The 18,049-nt window shown below is 56.8% G+C and carries 24 protein-coding genes; 23 read left to right on the top strand and 1 reads right to left on the bottom strand.

Annotation, left to right across the window (positions count from 1 at the left end; genetic code table 11):
• Nucleotides 1-2: 2 nt before the first annotated feature.
• From rpsQ to rpmD, 10 genes are all read left to right on the top strand, one after another.
• Entirely contained in the window at nucleotides 3-233 is a 231-nt protein-coding gene (gene rpsQ / locus ACT2B1_RS17290; protein WP_068340771.1) for a 30S ribosomal protein S17, read from the top strand.
• A gap of 76 nt (nucleotides 234-309) precedes the next feature.
• The gene (gene rplN / locus ACT2B1_RS17285) at nucleotides 310-678 is read left to right on the top strand and encodes a 50S ribosomal protein L14 (RefSeq protein ID WP_008757934.1); all 369 of its coding nucleotides are present in this window, start codon (nucleotides 310-312) and stop codon (nucleotides 676-678) included.
• 2 nt (nucleotides 679-680) lie between these two features.
• On the top strand, nucleotides 681-992 hold the full coding sequence (gene rplX, locus ACT2B1_RS17280; RefSeq protein ID WP_170356681.1) for a 50S ribosomal protein L24: 312 nt from the start codon (nucleotides 681-683) through the stop codon (nucleotides 990-992).
• Nucleotides 985-1,545 (top strand): 50S ribosomal protein L5, encoded by a 561-nt coding sequence (gene rplE, locus ACT2B1_RS17275; protein ID WP_171126026.1) that lies wholly within the window; start codon nucleotides 985-987, stop codon nucleotides 1,543-1,545. The genes rplX and rplE overlap by 8 nt, the downstream gene beginning before the upstream one ends.
• Before the next feature lie 19 nt (nucleotides 1,546-1,564).
• Nucleotides 1,565-1,870: a 30S ribosomal protein S14 gene (rpsN, locus tag ACT2B1_RS17270; protein WP_010437098.1), complete on the top strand. Its 306-nt coding sequence runs from the start codon at nucleotides 1,565-1,567 to the stop codon at nucleotides 1,868-1,870.
• Nucleotides 1,871-1,883: 13 nt separating this feature from the next.
• Nucleotides 1,884-2,276: a 30S ribosomal protein S8 gene (rpsH, locus tag ACT2B1_RS17265; protein WP_155148687.1), complete on the top strand. Its 393-nt coding sequence runs from the start codon at nucleotides 1,884-1,886 to the stop codon at nucleotides 2,274-2,276.
• 11 nt (nucleotides 2,277-2,287) lie between these two features.
• Nucleotides 2,288-2,821 carry a 50S ribosomal protein L6 gene (rplF, locus tag ACT2B1_RS17260; protein ID WP_170373361.1) on the top strand — a complete coding sequence of 178 codons (534 nt, stop codon included), beginning with the start codon at nucleotides 2,288-2,290 and terminating at the stop codon, nucleotides 2,819-2,821.
• A gap of 11 nt (nucleotides 2,822-2,832) precedes the next feature.
• Nucleotides 2,833-3,192, top strand: a complete 360-nt coding sequence (gene rplR, locus ACT2B1_RS17255) for a 50S ribosomal protein L18 (protein ID WP_170356678.1) — start codon at nucleotides 2,833-2,835, stop codon at nucleotides 3,190-3,192.
• 172 nt (nucleotides 3,193-3,364) lie between these two features.
• Nucleotides 3,365-3,928 (top strand): 30S ribosomal protein S5, encoded by a 564-nt coding sequence (gene rpsE, locus ACT2B1_RS17250; protein ID WP_170356677.1) that lies wholly within the window; start codon nucleotides 3,365-3,367, stop codon nucleotides 3,926-3,928.
• Nucleotides 3,929-3,941: 13 nt separating this feature from the next.
• Nucleotides 3,942-4,130 (top strand): 50S ribosomal protein L30, encoded by a 189-nt coding sequence (gene rpmD, locus ACT2B1_RS17245; RefSeq protein ID WP_074736195.1) that lies wholly within the window; start codon nucleotides 3,942-3,944, stop codon nucleotides 4,128-4,130.
• A 157-nt stretch (nucleotides 4,131-4,287) separates the two neighbouring features.
• Here the strand turns inward: rpmD and ACT2B1_RS17240 are convergent, their stop codons facing one another.
• Entirely contained in the window at nucleotides 4,288-5,562 is a 1,275-nt protein-coding gene (locus ACT2B1_RS17240) for an adenylate/guanylate cyclase domain-containing protein (RefSeq protein WP_171126029.1), read from the bottom strand.
• Nucleotides 5,563-6,007: 445 nt separating this feature from the next.
• Between ACT2B1_RS17240 and ACT2B1_RS17235 the strand changes: the two genes are divergently transcribed.
• From ACT2B1_RS17235 to ACT2B1_RS17175, 13 genes are all read left to right on the top strand, one after another.
• Nucleotides 6,008-6,220: a DUF1127 domain-containing protein gene (locus tag ACT2B1_RS17235; protein WP_171126031.1), complete on the top strand. Its 213-nt coding sequence runs from the start codon at nucleotides 6,008-6,010 to the stop codon at nucleotides 6,218-6,220.
• Between the two features lie 240 nt (nucleotides 6,221-6,460).
• A complete protein-coding gene (gene rplO, locus ACT2B1_RS17230) occupies nucleotides 6,461-6,934 on the top strand; it encodes a 50S ribosomal protein L15 (RefSeq protein WP_171127071.1) in 474 nt (157 codons plus the stop codon).
• Between the two features lie 109 nt (nucleotides 6,935-7,043).
• The gene (gene secY / locus ACT2B1_RS17225) at nucleotides 7,044-8,408 is read left to right on the top strand and encodes a preprotein translocase subunit SecY (RefSeq protein ID WP_171126034.1); all 1,365 of its coding nucleotides are present in this window, start codon (nucleotides 7,044-7,046) and stop codon (nucleotides 8,406-8,408) included.
• Nucleotides 8,405-9,049, top strand: coding sequence for an adenylate kinase (locus ACT2B1_RS17220; RefSeq protein ID WP_171126036.1), 645 nt, complete (start codon nucleotides 8,405-8,407; stop codon nucleotides 9,047-9,049). The genes secY and ACT2B1_RS17220 overlap by 4 nt, the downstream gene beginning before the upstream one ends.
• A gap of 80 nt (nucleotides 9,050-9,129) precedes the next feature.
• On the top strand, nucleotides 9,130-10,143 hold the full coding sequence (locus tag ACT2B1_RS17215; protein ID WP_481668257.1) for a DUF1214 domain-containing protein: 1,014 nt from the start codon (nucleotides 9,130-9,132) through the stop codon (nucleotides 10,141-10,143).
• Nucleotides 10,144-10,351: 208 nt separating this feature from the next.
• A complete protein-coding gene (rpsM, locus tag ACT2B1_RS17210; protein WP_171126038.1) occupies nucleotides 10,352-10,720 on the top strand; it encodes a 30S ribosomal protein S13 in 369 nt (122 codons plus the stop codon).
• Between the two features lie 15 nt (nucleotides 10,721-10,735).
• A complete protein-coding gene (gene rpsK, locus ACT2B1_RS17205; protein WP_008757289.1) occupies nucleotides 10,736-11,125 on the top strand; it encodes a 30S ribosomal protein S11 in 390 nt (129 codons plus the stop codon).
• Between the two features lie 115 nt (nucleotides 11,126-11,240).
• The gene (locus tag ACT2B1_RS17200) at nucleotides 11,241-12,257 is read left to right on the top strand and encodes a DNA-directed RNA polymerase subunit alpha (protein WP_058276312.1); all 1,017 of its coding nucleotides are present in this window, start codon (nucleotides 11,241-11,243) and stop codon (nucleotides 12,255-12,257) included.
• Between the two features lie 117 nt (nucleotides 12,258-12,374).
• A complete protein-coding gene (rplQ, locus tag ACT2B1_RS17195; protein ID WP_039538314.1) occupies nucleotides 12,375-12,797 on the top strand; it encodes a 50S ribosomal protein L17 in 423 nt (140 codons plus the stop codon).
• A 132-nt stretch (nucleotides 12,798-12,929) separates the two neighbouring features.
• Nucleotides 12,930-14,243 (top strand): DUF3300 domain-containing protein, encoded by a 1,314-nt coding sequence (locus tag ACT2B1_RS17190; protein ID WP_171127073.1) that lies wholly within the window; start codon nucleotides 12,930-12,932, stop codon nucleotides 14,241-14,243.
• A 1-nt stretch (nucleotide 14,244) separates the two neighbouring features.
• Nucleotides 14,245-15,135: a DUF2950 family protein gene (locus tag ACT2B1_RS17185; RefSeq protein ID WP_481668256.1), complete on the top strand. Its 891-nt coding sequence runs from the start codon at nucleotides 14,245-14,247 to the stop codon at nucleotides 15,133-15,135.
• 137 nt (nucleotides 15,136-15,272) lie between these two features.
• Nucleotides 15,273-16,658: a trypsin-like peptidase domain-containing protein gene (locus ACT2B1_RS17180; protein ID WP_481668255.1), complete on the top strand. Its 1,386-nt coding sequence runs from the start codon at nucleotides 15,273-15,275 to the stop codon at nucleotides 16,656-16,658.
• A gap of 4 nt (nucleotides 16,659-16,662) precedes the next feature.
• A complete protein-coding gene (locus ACT2B1_RS17175) occupies nucleotides 16,663-17,976 on the top strand; it encodes a replication-associated recombination protein A (protein ID WP_481668254.1) in 1,314 nt (437 codons plus the stop codon).
• Nucleotides 17,977-18,049 lie beyond the last annotated feature (73 nt).

Here is an 18,049-nt window from a genome sequence, read left to right as displayed (position 1 = left end):
AGATGCCCAAGCGTATCCTGCAAGGCACCGTGACCAGCGACGCCAACGAACAGACCGTAACCGTATCCGTCGAGCGCCGCTTTACGCATCCGGTTCTGAAGAAAACCATCCGTAAGTCCAAGAAATACCGGGCTCACGATGAAAAGAACGCCTTCAAGGTCGGCGACACAGTCCGCATCATCGAATGCGCGCCGAAATCGAAGACGAAACGTTGGGAAGTTCTGGAAGCGTAAGTTTCCGGGATTTTCCCATTTGTCGAAACCCTGGGGGATCTAACTAGACCAGCCCCCACAGGTCGGGAGAAACCACATGATCCAGATGCAGACCAATCTGGATGTCGCTGACAACTCCGGCGCACGCCGAGTTCAGTGCATCAAGGTCCTGGGTGGTTCCAAGCGTAAATACGCCTCCGTCGGCGACATCATTGTCGTCTCGGTGAAGGAAGCCATCCCGCGCGGCCGCGTAAAGAAAGGGGACGTCCGTAAGGCCGTCGTCGTACGCACCGCCAAGGAAGTCCGTCGCGAAGACGGCACCGCGATCCGTTTCGATCGCAACGCCGCCGTCATCCTGAACAACAACAACGAGCCAGTCGGTACACGTATCTTTGGCCCCGTTGTTCGTGAACTGCGCGGCAAGAACTTCATGAAAATCATCTCGCTGGCTCCGGAGGTGCTGTAATCATGGCTGCTAAACTCCGCAAAGGCGACAAGGTCGTCGTGCTGGCCGGCAAGGACAAGGGCAAAGAGGGAACCATTTCCTCGGTTGATCCCAAAGCCGGTAAAGCTGTTGTCGAAGGCATCAACATTGCCATCCGTCACACCCGTCAGTCGCAAACTTCGCAAGGTGGTCGTCTGCCCCAGGCAAACCCGATCCAACTGTCGAATCTGGCGCTGCTGGACAAGAACGGCAAAGCAACCCGCGTTGGCTTCCGCATGGAAGGTGACAAGAAGGTCCGCTTCGCCAAGACCACAGGGGACGTGATCGATGCTTGATTCCGCAACCTACACCCCGCGTCTGAAAGCTCAGTACGTTGAGACCATCCGTGCCGCTCTGAAAGAAGAGTTCGGCTACAAGAACGACATGCAGCTGCCCAAGCTGGACAAAATCGTTCTGAACATCGGTTGTGGTGCTGAGGCGGTCAAGGACTCGAAGAAAGCGAAAGCTGCTGTCGAAGATCTGACTGCAATTGCTGGCCAACAGGCTGTTGCAACCAAGGCGAAGAAGTCGATCGCGGGTTTCCGCGTCCGTGAAGACATGCCGCTGGGCGCGAAAGTGACCCTGCGCGGTGACCGGATGTACGAATTCCTGGATCGTCTGATCACAATCGCGATGCCGCGTATTCGTGACTTCCGCGGTGTTAAGCCGTCTTTCGATGGTCAGGGCAACTTTGCCATGGGCATGAAAGAGCACATCGTGTTCCCGGAAATCGATTTCGACAAGGTCGACGAGGTCTGGGGCCTGGATATCGTAATTGCCACCACAGCGAAAACCGACGCTGAAGCAAAGGCATTGTTGAAAGCGTTCAACATGCCGTTCAACGCGTAAGCGCCGGGAGGATTGAGACATGGCTAAGAAAGCAATGATCGAACGCGAGAAGAAGCGCGAACGCCTGGTGGCCAAATATGCCGCAAAGCGTGCCGAGCTGAAAGAAATCGCGAATGACGAGAGCAAGCCGATGGAAGAGCGTTTCAAGGCGCGTCTGAAACTGGCGAAACTGCCGCGCAACAGCTCGGCTACCCGTCTGCACAACCGTTGTCAGCTGACCGGTCGTCCCCACGCTTACTACCGTAAGCTGAAGGTCAGCCGTATCGCGCTGCGCGAGCTGGGTTCTGCTGGTCAGATCCCCGGCATGGTGAAATCGAGCTGGTAAGGGAGACATAGATATGAATGATCCTATCGGCGATATGCTCACCCGTATCCGCAACGCGCAAATGCGCGGCAAGTCCACCGTTTCCACACCCGCATCCAAACTGCGCGGTTGGGTTCTGGACGTGCTGGCGGACGAAGGTTACATCCGTGGCTACGAAAACACGACCGGTGAAAACGGTCATCCGGCCATCGAAATCAGCCTGAAATACTACGAAGGCACCCCTGTCATTCGCGAACTGAAGCGGGTTTCGAAACCTGGCCGTCGCGTCTACATGGGCGTCAATGACATCCCGCAGGTCCGTCAGGGTCTGGGCGTGTCGATTGTCAGCACTCCGAAAGGTGTGATGTCGGACGCAAACGCTCGCTCCAACAATGTTGGCGGCGAAGTGCTCTGCACCGTCTTCTAAGGAGGTCTGCAATGTCTCGTATTGGTAAAAAACCGGTCGAGCTGCCCAGCGGCGTTACTGCCTCTGTGTCGGGTCAGACCATCGAAGTCAAAGGTCCGAAAGGCACCCGTAGCTTCACCGCCACCGACGACGTGACGCTGTCGGTTGAAGACAACGTGGTCAAAATCGACCCCCGTGGCATGTCCAAGCGTGCCCGCCAGCAGTGGGGCATGAGCCGCACCATGGTTGCCAACCTGGTAACCGGTGTGACCGAAGGCTTCAAAAAAGAGCTGGAGATCCAGGGTGTTGGTTACCGGGCTCAGATGCAGGGCAACACCCTGAAGCTGAACCTGGGCTATAGCCACGATGTTGATTTCACTGCTCCGGAAGGTGTGACCATCACCGCGCCGAAGCAGACCGAAATCGTTGTGGAAGGTATCGACCAGCAGCAGGTGGGCGAAGTCGCGGCCAAAATTCGCGAATGGCGCCGTCCCGAGCCGTACAAAGGCAAGGGCATCCGCTACAAGGGCGAGTTCATCTTCCGCAAGGAAGGCAAGAAGAAGTAAGGACGCAGACAATGGCAAACAGCAAAAGAACCCTGTTTCTGAAGCGCCGCCTGCGCGTTCGGAACAAACTTCGCAAAGTCAACGCGGGCCGCGTACGCCTGTCGGTTCACCGTTCGAACAAGAACATCAGCGTTCAGCTGATCGACGACGTTCGTGGCGTGACTCTGGCCGCAGCCTCGACCCTGGAAAAAGATCTGGGTGTTGTTGGCAAGAACAACGTCGAAGCGGCCACCAAAGTGGGCGCGGCCATCGCCGAGCGTGCCAAGAAGGCAGGCGTCGAAGAGGCTTATTTCGATCGTGGTGGCTTCCTGTTCCACGGCAAGGTGAAGGCAGTTGCCGACGCCGCGCGTGAAGGTGGTTTGAAGATCTGATGGTGCGCCGGGCTGAGGCCCGGCCTGCCTACGACATCGCTGTAGGCCGGGCTTCAGCCCGGCTTCGGCACCTGAAGGCGGGTTATCTCGCCTCGATGATCGGGGGGCGTTCACGCTCACTTCGATTGAAGAAAACGGCGTCACAAACGCCATATGAGAAAAGGGATGCCAAATGGCAGAACGTGAAAACCGTCGGGGCCGTGGCCGCGACCGTGAAGAAGCACCGGAATTTGCAGATCGTCTGGTCGCAATCAACCGCGTGTCGAAAACCGTAAAAGGTGGTAAGCGCTTTGGCTTCGCCGCTCTGGTGGTTGTCGGCGATCAGAAAGGCCGCGTGGGCTTTGGCAAAGGTAAAGCGAAAGAAGTACCTGAGGCCATCCGCAAGGCGACTGAACAAGCCAAGCGTCAGATGATCCGCGTGCAGCTGCGCGAAGGTCGTACTCTGCACCACGACATCGAGGGCCGTCACGGCGCTGGTAAAGTGGTTATGCGCACCGCACCTGAAGGTACTGGTATCATCGCCGGTGGTCCGATGCGTGCTGTGTTCGAAATGCTGGGCGTGAAGGACGTTGTGTCCAAGTCGCTGGGCTCGCAGAACCCGTACAACATGATCCGCGCCACCATCAACGGCCTGCAGAAAGAGCAGAGCCCGCGTTCGGTTGCCGCACGTCGTGGTAAAAAAGTTGCCGACATCCTGCCCAAGCGGGACGAAGCACCGGCTGAAGCCGAAGCGTAAGGAGTAGCGTACCATGGCAAAAACCATTGTCGTCAAGCAGATCGGCTCCCCGATCCGCCGCCCCGCCGAACAGCGCGCAACCCTGATCGGTCTGGGCCTGAACAAGATGCACCGCACCCGTGAGCTGGAGGATACGCCTTCGGTTCGCGGCATGGTCAACAAGATCCCGCATCTGGTTGAGATCATCGAAGAGCGCGGCTAAGCGCAGCCTCTTTTAGAATTGAAAGGCCCCCGCTGTTTGCGGGGGCTTTTTTCATGCTTACGATCATGTTTGCCCGCTTTGAGGTCAAAGCTGACCGGTTTCATTCCAGTACCCGCGCCTAAACGAATGATTGCCATTCGCCTAACGCAATTCAGCGTTATGTGAAAATTTCGTAAGAAAAGACTTCTAAGTCTTCCTCAAAACCCCGCAAAGAATGCCGCCCCAATTTTTTCGGCTCTTCAGATACCAAGTTCACAAAATCACCCGTTGCTAAAAGCCGCGCCTCCAATTTTCGCGTCAGGCCCTCTAACCTGCTGGCTATCGCGACTGATGGGCCAGTTACCGTAAAATCCAAACGCTTTTCAGTGCCAACATTCCCGTAGACAGCCGCCCCAGTGTGCAATCCAACCCCAAATTCAGCACGGTCTGATGGATCAAGTTCTTCATTCCTTTGGAACGCTTCACGTGCCGCGGACAGGGCTGCTTCGCACATGTCTTCGGGTAGTCTTCGTTGACCATCAAAAGGAAAGATCGCAAGCAACCCATCGCCAACGAATTTAAGAACCTCTCCGCCGTGATCGTGTACCGCCCCACCGACACAATCGAAGAATTGGTTAACCGTCGCGACATATTTTTCCGAAGACAAGCGCTGGCTCAAAGCCGTAGAGCCGCGCATATCGCTGAACAATAGAGCACAGTCAATTATGCTGACATCTCCCCGGGCTATTTGACCGTTCAGTACGGATCGCCCGGACAACTTGCCTAGATAGACCTCCATCAACTCAGCTGCCAAGAACTGCTCTGACAGTACACGCGCTGCACCAAGCAAAGGTAAAGATAGCCGCGACAGACCATCTACCTCACGATCTGTGAAGCCAGAACGACGCTTTGTAGCAAAAGACACTGACGCGCCCAAAGCCCACTCCATCTTTCCGTCAAAGACAACGGTACGATTGCCGAATGGTGCACTGCATACGACATAGTCGGTGACACCTGCTTCAGCGAGTTTTCGGAATAGCGGAAATTTGTCACGGGTCGCTTGGTCAGTCAGATTTGCTCGCATGAAAGGAAACTTGATTGTGCCGTTGGTAAGTCCGTCCGCCAAGTCCCAAACTTCCTCATTAAAGTGCTGTTTCGCAATCTCATTGGCCAATTTCGAATTCTCTCCGAAGGGTGCTTTGTCGAAGAGATCAGCCGTTACAGAACTGCGTGGAAGAACGGTCCATTCAATTCGATGGTTCGATGCATCCCACGTTGCATCGAGTAATCCAATTACAGGGTGCATCATCAGACGGCCCAAGGAAACACGCGTGACCGGCACGCCACCATCGATCAGCCTGTTACTTAACTGCTCGACTAGTCCACCAAGATCAGCATCAAAAAAGGCCAGCTTTTGCAGCCAATCTGCAATGCGGTCGAAAACATCCGCCATACCTTACACCTCCACCATCATCTTGTTACAGCCGAAGGCTCGTGTCATTCGGTTTGTCTTCGAACACTCAATTCTCCAGCGATGGGTTTGCAAATTTTCACGCGCATTCGCTCGCAATATTGGCCAAAGCCCGTCAATTTTTCGAGCTACGAAAATGTGCCAGGCGAAACAGTCGATAGAGAAACGTTACTATTCAACTCTAAAGTACTCCCTCCAATGTCCTGTGCAGCGGTGCAACTAACGGCCGCTTCCTTCCGCCAAGTGGACATTCATCGCGTTAAGCGCGGTGTACATACTCCTGTTTCGCCATTCCCCCAACGCATAGCGGATAGACCGAAACATCCGTTGTTAGCGATACCCGCCCTCCTTATCTGAGCCGTGTCCCAAACAGGAACGCAATCAGTATCCCGGGGAATTCGCTTCGGGCTTAGAAAGGAAATGAACTATGGCAAATACTGCAACATACACCCGCGAAGGCTTTGGCCTGAACGCCCGCATCGCAACGCTCGTCGCTCGCATCAAAGAGGCTTATACCCTGCGTGCCGAGTACAACCGCACCTATTCAGAGCTGCAAAGCCTGTCGGACCGTGAGTTAAACGATATCGGTGTGCGTCGGTGCGATATCCGCGATATCGCTCAAAAGCATGTCTACTGCTGATAAACTGATCAGACCGTTGACCTGACCCAGAGGCGCCAATTGGCGTCTCTTTTGGGTTTTAGGGGGCGAGCTTGTTTGTTTTTCCCGAAATCTTGAACATTGGGGGCAACAAAACTTGCATCCTGCAACGCGACGCTGTAACCCGCCCCGGTGGCATTGCGTCCACGAGAATCAAAACCAAGAAACGCCGTGTTTGGCCCATCACGCTTCGGGGGTCACATCCGGCTTAGGAGAAGCGATATGAAACTGCACGAATTGCGCGATAATCCCGGCGCTGCACCGAAACGGACCCGCGTTGGCCGTGGTCCCGGTTCTGGCAAGGGTAAAATGGGTGGCCGTGGTATCAAAGGCCAGAAATCCCGTTCGGGTGTGGCCATCAATGGCTACGAAGGTGGCCAGATGCCGCTGTACCAACGCCTGCCCAAGCGTGGCTTCAACAAGCCGAACCGTAAGGAATTCGCCGTTATCAACCTGGGCCTGATCCAGAAATTCGTCGATGCCGGCAAACTGGACGCTAAAGCTGCGATCACCGAAGATGTACTGGTTGAATCCGGTCTGGTTCGTCGAAAGCTGGACGGTGTCCGCGTTCTGGCCAAAGGTGAAATCAGCGCCAAAGTGAACCTGGAAGTCACCGGTGCTTCGAAGTCTGCTGTTGAAGCAGTTGAGAAAGCGGGCGGCTCACTTAAGGTCACAAAAGCCGCTGCGGTAGAGTAAGCGCTTGTGAGCGGGCCAAGACCCGCTTACATAGACCTCAGAGTTTTCCAAGACGCCGCCCGAGCCGGAAAACGGTTCCGGGCGGTGTTTTCATAAGAGAGACCGATTTATGGTATCAGCAGCAGAACAAATGGCAGCCAACACAAGCTGGTCTGCCCTTGGTAAAGCCACCGATCTGCGCAACCGCATCTTGTTCACGCTTGCATTGCTGATCGTCTATCGTCTGGGCACCTTCATTCCGGTTCCGGGCATCGACGGCCAAGCATTGCGCGAGTTCATGGAGCAAGCGGGGCAGGGCATCGGCGGCATGGTTTCGATGTTCACCGGCGGGGCGCTTGGGCGGATGGGTATCTTTGCCCTTGGCATTATGCCCTACATTTCAGCCTCGATCATCGTGCAGCTGCTGACATCTATGGTTCCCGCACTCGAACAGCTCAAGAAAGAGGGCGAGCAGGGGCGCAAGAAGATCAACCAATATACCCGTTTCGGCACCGTGGCACTGGCCACCGTACAGGCTTATGGTCTGGCCGTTTCACTGGAATCGGGCGATCTGGCAACCGATCCGGGCCTGTTCTTCCGTCTGTCGACCATGATCACGCTGGTCGGTGGTACGATGTTCCTGATGTGGCTGGGTGAACAGATCACCGCACGCGGCATCGGCAACGGTATCTCTCTGATTATCTTCGTGGGCATCATTGCCGAAGTTCCGGCTGCTCTGGCGCAGTTCTTTGCCTCGGGCCGCTCGGGCGCGATCAGCCCTGCAGTGATCATCGGTGTGATCGTGATGGTGATTGCCGTGATTACCTTTGTGGTATTCATGGAGCGCGCCTTGCGTAAGATCCACATTCAATACCCGCGCCGTCAGGCCGGTATGAAGATCTATGAGGGCGGCTCCAGCCACCTTCCGGTCAAGGTAAACCCGGCAGGCGTGATCCCGGCGATCTTTGCCAGCTCGTTGTTGCTTCTGCCGGTGACCATCTCGACCTTTTCGTCAGGTGCAACCAACGGGCCGATCATGTCATGGCTGCTGGCCAACTTTGGCCCCGGACAACCTTTGTACCTGTTGTTCTTCGCTTCGATGATCGTGTTCTTTGCCTATTTCTATACGTTCAACGTTTCGTTCAAACCGGACGATGTGGCGGATAACCTGAAAAAGCAGAATGGCTTTGTTCCGGGTATCCGTCCGGGCAAGAAAACCGCTGAATATTTGGAATATGTGGTCAACCGCGTTCTGGTTCTGGGTTCGGCGTATCTGGCGGCGGTGTGTTTGCTGCCTGAAATTCTGCGGAACCAGTTCGCCATCCCGTTCTATTTCGGCGGCACCTCGGTTCTGATTATCGTCTCTGTGACCATGGACACGATCCAACAGGTCCAGAGCCACCTGCTGGCGCACCAGTACGAAGGGCTTATTGAAAAGTCCCAGTTGCGCGGTAAAGGTAAGAAACGCGGCAGGAAGGGACCCGCTCGTCGATGAACATTATTTTGTTGGGCCCCCCGGGGGCAGGTAAAGGGACGCAGGCGCGCCACTTGGTGGAAACACGCGGCATGGTCCAGCTGAGCACCGGCGACATGCTGCGCGAGGCCAAGGACAGCGGCACCGAGATGGGCAACCGCGTGGCCGAAGTGATGGCCAAGGGTGAGTTGGTCACGGATGAGATCGTGATTGGTCTGATCCGCGAAAAACTGGAGCAGGGTGCCAAAGGTGGTTTCATCTTTGACGGTTTCCCGCGCACGTTGGCCCAGGCTGACGCGCTGGGTGAGTTGCTGGACAGCACGGGTGAGTCTCTGGATGCTGTCATCGCGATGGAGGTCAACGATGACGCTCTGGTCGCGCGGATCACGGCCCGGTCGACCTGTGCTGGTTGCGGTGAGGTCTATAACGACATCACCAAACCGATCCCGGCAGATGGGAAATGCACCAACTGCGGCAAGCAAAATGACTTTAAACGCCGCGCGGACGACAATGAGGAAAGCCTCAAGACCCGTCTGATGGAATACTACAAGAAGACCTCGATGCTGATCGGCTATTACCATGCCAAGGGCAACCTGTCCTGGGTCGATGGTTTGGGCGAAATTGATGAGGTTCAGGGCGCGATCGCAGGTGTCCTAAGGTAACATCTCTAATTAATTGAATGCGTGTGTTTGCCGAGGTATCACCTTTGCCAACGCGCGCATTTTTTTGGGAGATGGATTTGATGAAATTGCTCAGAATGCTCTCGGTCGCATCGGGTTTGACCAGTTTGGCCCTTGGCGCGTTGGCGGATACAACGCCGGTCAACGTCGACAATTTTGTCCGCGCTGCAACAGATATCGAGTTTCGCAAATATCTTGAAAATTCGGGCGCTGTGAATGCTTTGTTTCATGTGCGCGGGCCGACGCCCTTGGATATGCAGCCGACTATCCGCATGAACCGCGATACGCTGTATAGTATGGCGGTGGTGGATATCTCGGACGGGGCGGTGTTGACTGTGCCGGAATCCGGTGATCGGTACGTGTCGGTTCAGGTGGTCAATCAGGATCACTACGTCAATGATGTGTTTCTGGGCGGCGGTACTTATGAGCTGACTGTTGATCAGTTCGATACGCCTTATGTGGCGCTCCTGTTTCGGTATCTTGTCAACTCGGAGGATCCCGAGGATGTTGCCGAAGTGATCGCGTTGCAGGACGGGGTAACGCTTCAGGCCAATTCCGCGCGACCTTTTGACGAAGCGCATTACGATAAAGATGCTTTTGACAAGGTGTTGAGCGCGGTGCTGGAACTGGCGCGGTTTTCTCCCGACAGCACTGGCACATTCGGCGCGAAAGACGAGGTTGACCCTGTGCGGCACCTGCTGGGAACAGGGTTTGGCTGGGGTGGCTTGCCAGAGGCACAGGCCTTTTATCTGAACGTCGATCCGGGTCTGGCGTTGGGGGCGTATAAGCTGGACGTTCCGGCCAAGGTTCCGGTTGGCGCATTCTGGTCCGTCAGTCTGTATAACTCGGCCGGATTCTTTGAAGAGAACGATCTAGGTGTCTATGTGATCAACTCGGTGACGGGCGACCGCAACCCGGATGGATCGTTGACCGTGCACTTCGGTGAATGCGAAGACGGCCGTGTGAACTGCTTGCCGATCATGGAGGGCTGGAACTATGCTGTGCGCCTGTACCAACCAGCGCCAGAAGTGATTGACGGGACCTGGACCTTCCCCGAAATCGAGCCTGCGGAATGAATTCGGGATCAATATGCGATCTGCGCTTGACGCGCGGGTCGCGCAACACTATTGGACGCTATCTCGGAAGAGAATCGAATTGTGTGCGGGCAATCCGTTCACATGATCATATCATAAAATGCTGAGCCCTCTGGCGACACAGCCACGGTTAGGCGTTGTGAAAAAAGGTTCTGGAGCTACGGAACCGCAACGAAAAGGAAAGTGACACGTGGCACGTATTGCCGGCGTAAACATCCCGACTGCAAAGCGGGTACCTATCGCCCTCACATATATCACCGGAATCGGCAACACCTCGGCCAAAGCGATCTGCGACGCTGTGGGCATTGAAGCGACCCGTCGCGTCAATGAACTGTCCGATGCCGAAGTTCTGAAAATTCGCGAATTCATTGACGAAAACTTCACCGTCGAAGGCGATCTGCGCCGCGAAGTTCAGATGAACGTCAAGCGCCTGATGGACCTGGGCTGCTATCGCGGTCTGCGTCACCGCCGCAACCTGCCGGTTCGCGGTCAGCGTACCCACACCAATGCTCGTACTCGCAAAGGCCCCGCAAAGGCCATTGCTGGTAAGAAGAAATAAGGGAGGGTCTGACTGATGGCACGTGACAAGACTCGCGTTAAGCGCAAAGAGCGTAAGAACATCGCATCGGGCGTTGCCCATGTGAACTCGACCTTCAACAACACCAAGATCCTGATCTCGGACGTACAGGGCAACGCCATTTCGTGGTCGTCTGCCGGTACCATGGGCTTCAAAGGCTCGCGGAAATCGACACCTTACGCCGCTCAGATGGCTGCAGAAGATGCAGGCAAGAAGGCGCAGGAACATGGCGTCAAGACGCTGGAAGTCGAAGTTCAGGGCCCCGGTTCGGGTCGTGAATCGGCTCTGCGTGCGCTTGCTGCCGTGGGCTTCAACATCACGTCGATCCGCGACGTGACTCCGATTGCTCACAACGGCTGCCGCCCGCCGAAGCGTCGCCGCGTCTAAGCGATTTTGAATTGAGCTGGGGCCAGTGTTTTTGCACGGCCCCAGCACGTCATTTTGAACCTCGGGCGTCTGCACCTTGTTGGTCATGGGGCGCGGACAGGAATGGAGGGATTACATGATCCACAAGAATTGGGCAGAATTGATCAAGCCGACCCAACTGGAAGGCAAACCGGGCAACGACCCCGCGCGTCAGGCGACTCTGGTCGCTGAACCGCTGGAGCGTGGCTTTGGTTTGACACTGGGCAACGCGCTGCGCCGCGTTCTGATGAGCAGCCTGCAAGGTGCGGCCATCACCAGCGTTCAGATCGACAACGTTCTGCATGAGTTCTCATCGGTCGCAGGTGTCCGCGAAGACGTCACCGACATCATCCTGAACCTCAAGCAGGTTGCCCTGCGCATGGAAGTCGAAGGCCCCAAGCGCCTGTCGATCAATGCTAAAGGCCCAGCCGTTGTCACCGCTGGCGACATCAGCGAAAGCGCCGGCATCGAGGTTCTGAACCGCGATCACGTCATCTGCCACCTGGACGATGGCGCCGACCTGTTCATGGAACTGACCGTCAACACCGGTAAGGGCTATGTCTCGGCTGAGAAGAACAAGCCGGAAGACGCGCCTATCGGTCTGATCCCAATCGACGCGATCTATTCGCCGGTCAAGAAGGTCGCCTACGACGTTCAGCCGACCCGTGAAGGTCAGGTTCTGGACTATGACAAGCTGACCCTGAAGATCGAAACCGACGGTTCGATCACGCCGGAAGATGCGTTGGCCTTTGCCGCTCGTATCCTGCAGGATCAACTGTCGATCTTCGTCAACTTCGACGAGCCGGAATCGGCTGGCCGCCAGGACGAGGACGATGGTCTGGAGTTCAACCCGCTGCTGCTGAAGAAAGTAGACGAGCTGGAACTGTCGGTCCGTTCGGCAAACTGCCTGAAGAACGACAACATCGTCTATATCGGCGACCTGATCCAGAAGACCGAAGCCGAGATGCTGCGCACCCCGAACTTCGGCCGCAAGTCGCTGAACGAGATCAAAGAAGTGCTGTCCGGCATGGGTCTGCACCTCGGCATGGATGTCGAGGACTGGCCGCCCGATAACATCGAAGATCTGGCGAAGAAATTCGAAGACGCGTTTTAAGCGCGTCTTCCCCAATGCCCGGGCTGCCGGGGACAAAATGGGCACTTCCGCCCCAAGGAGAGCCGGTGACACGCATCGCCGGCCAGACAAAGCAAAACGCAAGATAGGAATTGAAAAATGCGTCACGCACGTGGTTACCGCCGCCTGAACCGTACTCATGAGCACCGTAAGGCTCTGTTTGCGAACATGGCTGGCTCGCTCATCGAGCATGAGCAAATCAAAACAACTCTGCCCAAGGCGAAAGAACTGCGCCCGATCATCGAAAAGCTGGTCACTCTGGGCAAGCGCGGCGACCTGCACGCCCGCCGTCAGGCCGCAGCACAGCTGAAAGAAGACAAGGACGTCGCAAAGCTGTTCGAAGTTCTGGGCCCCCGCTATGCCGAGCGTCAGGGCGGTTATGTCCGCATCCTGAAAGCTGGCTTCCGCTATGGCGACATGGCACCGATGGCGATCATCGAATTCGTTGATCGTGACGTCGACGCCAAAGGTGCGGCTGACAAAGCCCGCGTTGCTGCTGAAGAAGCCGCAGACGAAGAATAAGAAAGCCCGTCTTTCTGAACGAAACCCCTGCGCTACAGGCGTGGGGGTTTTTTCGTTTTGGCGGCCAAAAAGCGGTTTTGTTGCCAGAATCATTAACTTGGGCGATCCTTGGTTCAATTGAAGGATCGCAATATGTTTAGATATCTTGTCCTTTTACTCGGGTTTTGCGCACCGGTTTCTATGTTTGCGCAGGAGGCATCTCAGGATGCGCAGACCGACGATACCCTGTTGACCGACGCCGAACTGCAAACGCTGGTCGCGCCGGTTGCGCTGTATCCCGACACGTTACTCATCCAGATTTTCGTGGCGGCCACCCAACCGTTGGAGATCGTTAAGGCCGAGCGGTTCCTGCTGGACAACGCCGATCGCGATCCAACAGAGCTGGAGTCAGAGATCGACGCCATGGGATGGGATCCTTCCGTCAGCGTACTGGCAACGGCCTTCCCCGAAGTTGTAGGGCAGATGGCTACGCATATCGACTGGACCGAGACTATGGGGACGGCAATGCTGGCTCAGTCCGATGATGTGATGGACGCCGTACAGGTCATGCGGGATCAGGCGATTGACAGTGGCGCGCTGGTCTCGGGGCCGGAACAAACCGTCGAGGTGACCGAAGACGAAACGGTAGTGATCACGCCGACGAACACGGAAACGGTTTATGTCCCGCAATATGATCCGCAGACCGTCTACACCGGTCCCTCGACCGGGGACGTGATCGGAACCGCGCTGCTGACATTTGGGGCCGTTGCCCTGATTGACGAAATCTTTGACGACGATGACGATTGGAATGACTACTGGGGCTGCCGGAATTGTGGTGGATGGAACGGTCAACCCATCGTCAGAAACCCCGACATCGACATTGATGTGGATGGTAATATCAATATCGGTAATGAGATTGACCGGGGCGACCGGACGGATATCGGTTGGACTCCGGACCCCGAGCGGAAAGAACAGGCGCGCGACAAGATATCGGATCACAAAAGGCCTGAAGGCGGGCGCGGCGATTTACCTGTCAACCGACCGGACGGGCGGACGGATGAACTGCGAGCCAAGCTAAGCCGGGAATCCGGTGCGGCGGATATCAGTCGTGATCGCGCCGCTGCCGTTGCTGCCGGCGCTGGTGCCGGAGCTGTCGCCGGAAGTGCTTTGGCCAACCGTGGCGGCGACAAGCAACTGCCGAAGGTGAACCGTGGCAACGTGGACGGGGACAGGGCCGCCGCCAAGCAGCAGGCCATTGACCGCACTAAGCAAAGGCCGGACGCTGCCAAGAAACCGGTCAAGCAGAAGCCACAAAGCGTCAAGAAACCTCAGGCCAAGAAACCGGCGACGACTCAGCGGAAGCCATCTGCTGCCAAGGGCGCGGCCATGAAAAAGAAATCCTCTGGTAACAGGGCCAAAAGCGCGTCGAAACGTGGACACGCGGCCAAGGGAGCACGGAGAAGGTAATATGCGCAAAGCGGTTGTTTCTGTATTCTTTCTTCTCGCATCTGCTGGTCTGGCAATGTCCGAGGGCGCGCGATTTGACACGCCTCAGTCGGCGCTGGACGCGTTTGTGGATGCTCTCAGGTCGGATGATCACAATGCCCTTCTGGACATTTTTGGGCCTGAAGCCGAAGATCTGATTGGCTCTGGCGATCCTGCTGAGGACAAGCAAAGGCGGCGTGAGGTGCTGGCCATGTACGCCGAGGGCTATCGCTTTCAGCCTGAAAACGACGGGGTTGTGATCCTCTTGGGCGAGGATAGCTGGCCTTTCCCTATCCCGATCCTGCGCAGCGCAGAGGCTTGGCAATTCGACATCGAAGCGGGCGCTGAAGAAGTCGCCGCGCGTGAGATTGGCCTGAACGAGCTGGAAGTGATCGACCTGCTCGAAGCCTATGTTGATCTGCAGGCGGCGTTCCGGCTGGTCGATCACGACGGCGACGGTGTCATGGAATTTGCACGCAACATCATTGCCGATCCGGGCGCGCGCAACGGGCTATTCTGGCCGGATGAGGACAGTTTTGTCGGTGCAGCCCTTGCAAGGGCCGCGGCATCCGGATGGAGCGACGGCGAAGCGGATTACGACGCCGAGCCGTTTCTTGGCTACTATTACACGATCTTGCAGGGGCAGGGGCCAAGTGCCCCCGGTGGCGCTTATTCTTATATGGTCGGCGACAGATTCGTGGCCGGTCACGCGATGCTCGCGGTTCCGGCGGATTATGGCAAGACGGGCATTCACTCGTTCCTAGTGGGCGAAAACGGGATCGTATACGAGGCTGACTTGGGGCCGGAAACGCTGGACCTAAGCGCAGATATCGAAGCCTATGATCCCGGCCCAGATTGGTCACCGATAGAATGACGCGCCACCAGTGAACGCCGAGGCGTCCTTTTCTAACGTTCAGCCCAGGCACCGAAGCCGCCATTTTCGTGCGTCGGCGCTTGCATTACGGCGCACGGAGCCGCATATCCATCTGAGATTTGCAGGTCGAGGAAACAATGCTCCGCCCGTCCCTTTTCGCACTTTTCATAGCGTGCGCGTCTTTTGCTGCGGCAGAAACCCGTGTTCCCAAGTCACAGGCCGAAATCTCATTGGGATTTGCGCCGGTCGTGAAGCAGGCGTCGCCGGCTGTCGTGAATATCTATGCCAAGATCATCCGTCAGGGGCGTGCGAACACCCTGTTTTCTGACCCGTTCTTTCAGGACTTTTTCGGCCGCGGATTCTCGGAGCCTCGTCAACGGGTCCAGAACTCATTGGGGTCCGGTGTGATCCTGTCAGACGATGGCTACGTGGTGTCGAATTACCATGTCGTCGGAATGGCAACCGAGATTCGTGTCGTGGCAACAGACCGCCGCGAATACTCGGCGCAGGTTGTATTAGGTGACAAGGAAAGTGACATCGCCATTCTGCGGCTGGAGGATGCGACGGACCTGCCATACCTTCAGATGCGCGATTCCGATCAGGTCGAGGTCGGAGAGCTGGCTTTGGCCATCGGAAACCCGTTTGGGGTAGGGCAGACCGTTTCGTCGGGGATTATTTCAGGGCTGGCGCGCACGGGTACTGCGACGGGCAATGCGCGGGGCTACTTCATTCAGACGGATGCTGCGATCAATCCCGGCAACTCGGGTGGCGCATTGATCGACGTGAACGGGAACCTTATCGGGATCAATACGTCTATCCTGACGCGATCCGGCGGGTCGAACGGCATCGGCTTTGCCATCCCTGCTAATCTGGTGGCCGAGTTTCTGCGGCAAGCGCAGTCCGGCAATGACAGCTTTGTAAGCCCATGGGCAGGGATGGCCGGGCAGCATATGAGCGCCGATATCGCCGAGTCTCTGGGGCTTGTCATCCCGCAGGGCGTCGTGATCTCGGACCTGCACGGACTGAGTCCTTTGGCCGAGGCTGGATTGCGTGTTGGTGACGTCGTGACCCATGTTGACGGGGATGAGGTGAACTCACCCGCCGAGATGAAGTTTCGGATGTCTGTCGCGGGTGTTGGCGGAACATCGGTTCTTACCCTGTTGCGCGGCGACAGCAGCGAAGAGATTGAGATCGCGCTGATCAAAGCCCCGGAAACACCATCAGCCGACGAAACTACGCTGGATAATCAAACGGTCATGCCCGGTTTAGAGGTGTCGCGCATCAATCCGGCAGTGATTTCACGGATGGGTTTGCTGTTGTCACAGACCGGGGTCGTCGTGGTTGATGCCGGCCCTTATGGCGGGCGGTCCGGTCTGCGTGCGGGCGATGTGGTCAACAGCGTCAACGGTCAGGACATTCAGCATCCCAACGATCTGGTCGACGCGCTAACTGATCCGGGCCGCAGGCTGCAGTTCGACATCCTGCGCGGTGGACGCACCGTGTCTTTGCGGTTCCGGTTGTGACGCAATGAGCGATCTGTTCGATACCGGGGCCACTCAGCAGCCCACAACAAGCCCCCACCGGCCACTTGCGGATCGCCTGCGGCCGCAAGCACTGTCCGAGGTGATTGGGCAGCAGCAGGTTCTGGGCCCGGACGCGCCGTTGGGCGTCATGCTGGCGTCAGGTAGTTTGTCGAGCCTGATATTCTGGGGGCCGCCGGGTGTTGGAAAAACCACAATCGCGCGGTTGCTTGCGCAGGAAACGGACCTGCATTTTGTTCAGATCAGCGCAATATTTACCGGCGTTCCGGATCTGAAAAAAGTGTTCGAGGCCGCGAAGATACGGCGTCAGAACGGGCAGGGCACGCTTTTGTTCGTGGATGAGATTCATCGGTTCAACAAGGCGCAGCAGGATGGGTTTCTTCCGCATATGGAGGACGGAACGATCCTGTTGGTCGGGGCCACGACCGAAAATCCCTCTTTCGAACTGAACGCCGCCCTTCTGAGCCGATCGCAGGTTCTGGTGCTTGAGCGTCTGAGCCTGTCTGATCTGGAGCATCTGACCCAACGTGCCGAAAAAGAATTGGACCGGGCATTGCCTCTGACGGGTACTGCCCGTGAAGCGCTTCAGGAAATGGCGGATGGCGATGGTCGGGTTTTGTTGAATCTGATCGAACAGGTTGCGGCATGGCAGGTTGATGCGCCGCTGGACCCGGGTGCCTTGTCCACAAGGCTGATGCGTCGGGCCGCAAAATACGACAAGTCCGGTGATGAGCACTACAACCTGATCTCGGCGCTGCACAAATCCGTGCGGGGGTCCGACCCCGACGCGGCTTTGTACTGGTTTGCGCGGATGCTGACGGGGGGCGAGGATCCTAGATATCTGGCGCGCCGTATCACCCGGATGGCGGTTGAAGATATCGGGTTGGCTGACCCGCAGGCTCAGGCGATATGCCTGCAATCATGGGAAACCTATGAACGTCTTGGCAGCCCGGAGGGGGAATTGGCCTTGGCACAGGCGCTGGTCTATCTGGCCTTGGCGCCCAAATCGAACGGCGCTTATGTAGGGTACAAGGCCGCCATGCGGTTGGCCAAACAATCCGGCAGCGAGCCCCCGCCCAAGCACATTCTGAATGCCCCAACATCCCTGATGAAGGATCAGGGCTATGGCGCGGGCTATGCTTATGACCACGATGCCGAAGATGGGTTTTCCGGTCAGAATTATTTTCCGGACGGCATGCAGCGGCCTGATCTCTATCAACCTGTCGAACGCGGTTTCGAGCGCGAGTTGAAAAAGCGACTGGAATATTTCGCCAAGCTTCGCGCGCAACGCAACGGCTAACGCCCGCTTGACTCTTGCGGTTGGGCACGCCACAGACGCGCATGTTTTCTATGGCACTGAATGATACGCATTT

This window comes from Ruegeria sp. S263 (genome assembly GCF_056780525.1).
The sequence above is the reverse complement of the archived record's forward strand: the minus strand, read 5'-3'. Positions and strand labels throughout refer to the sequence as shown.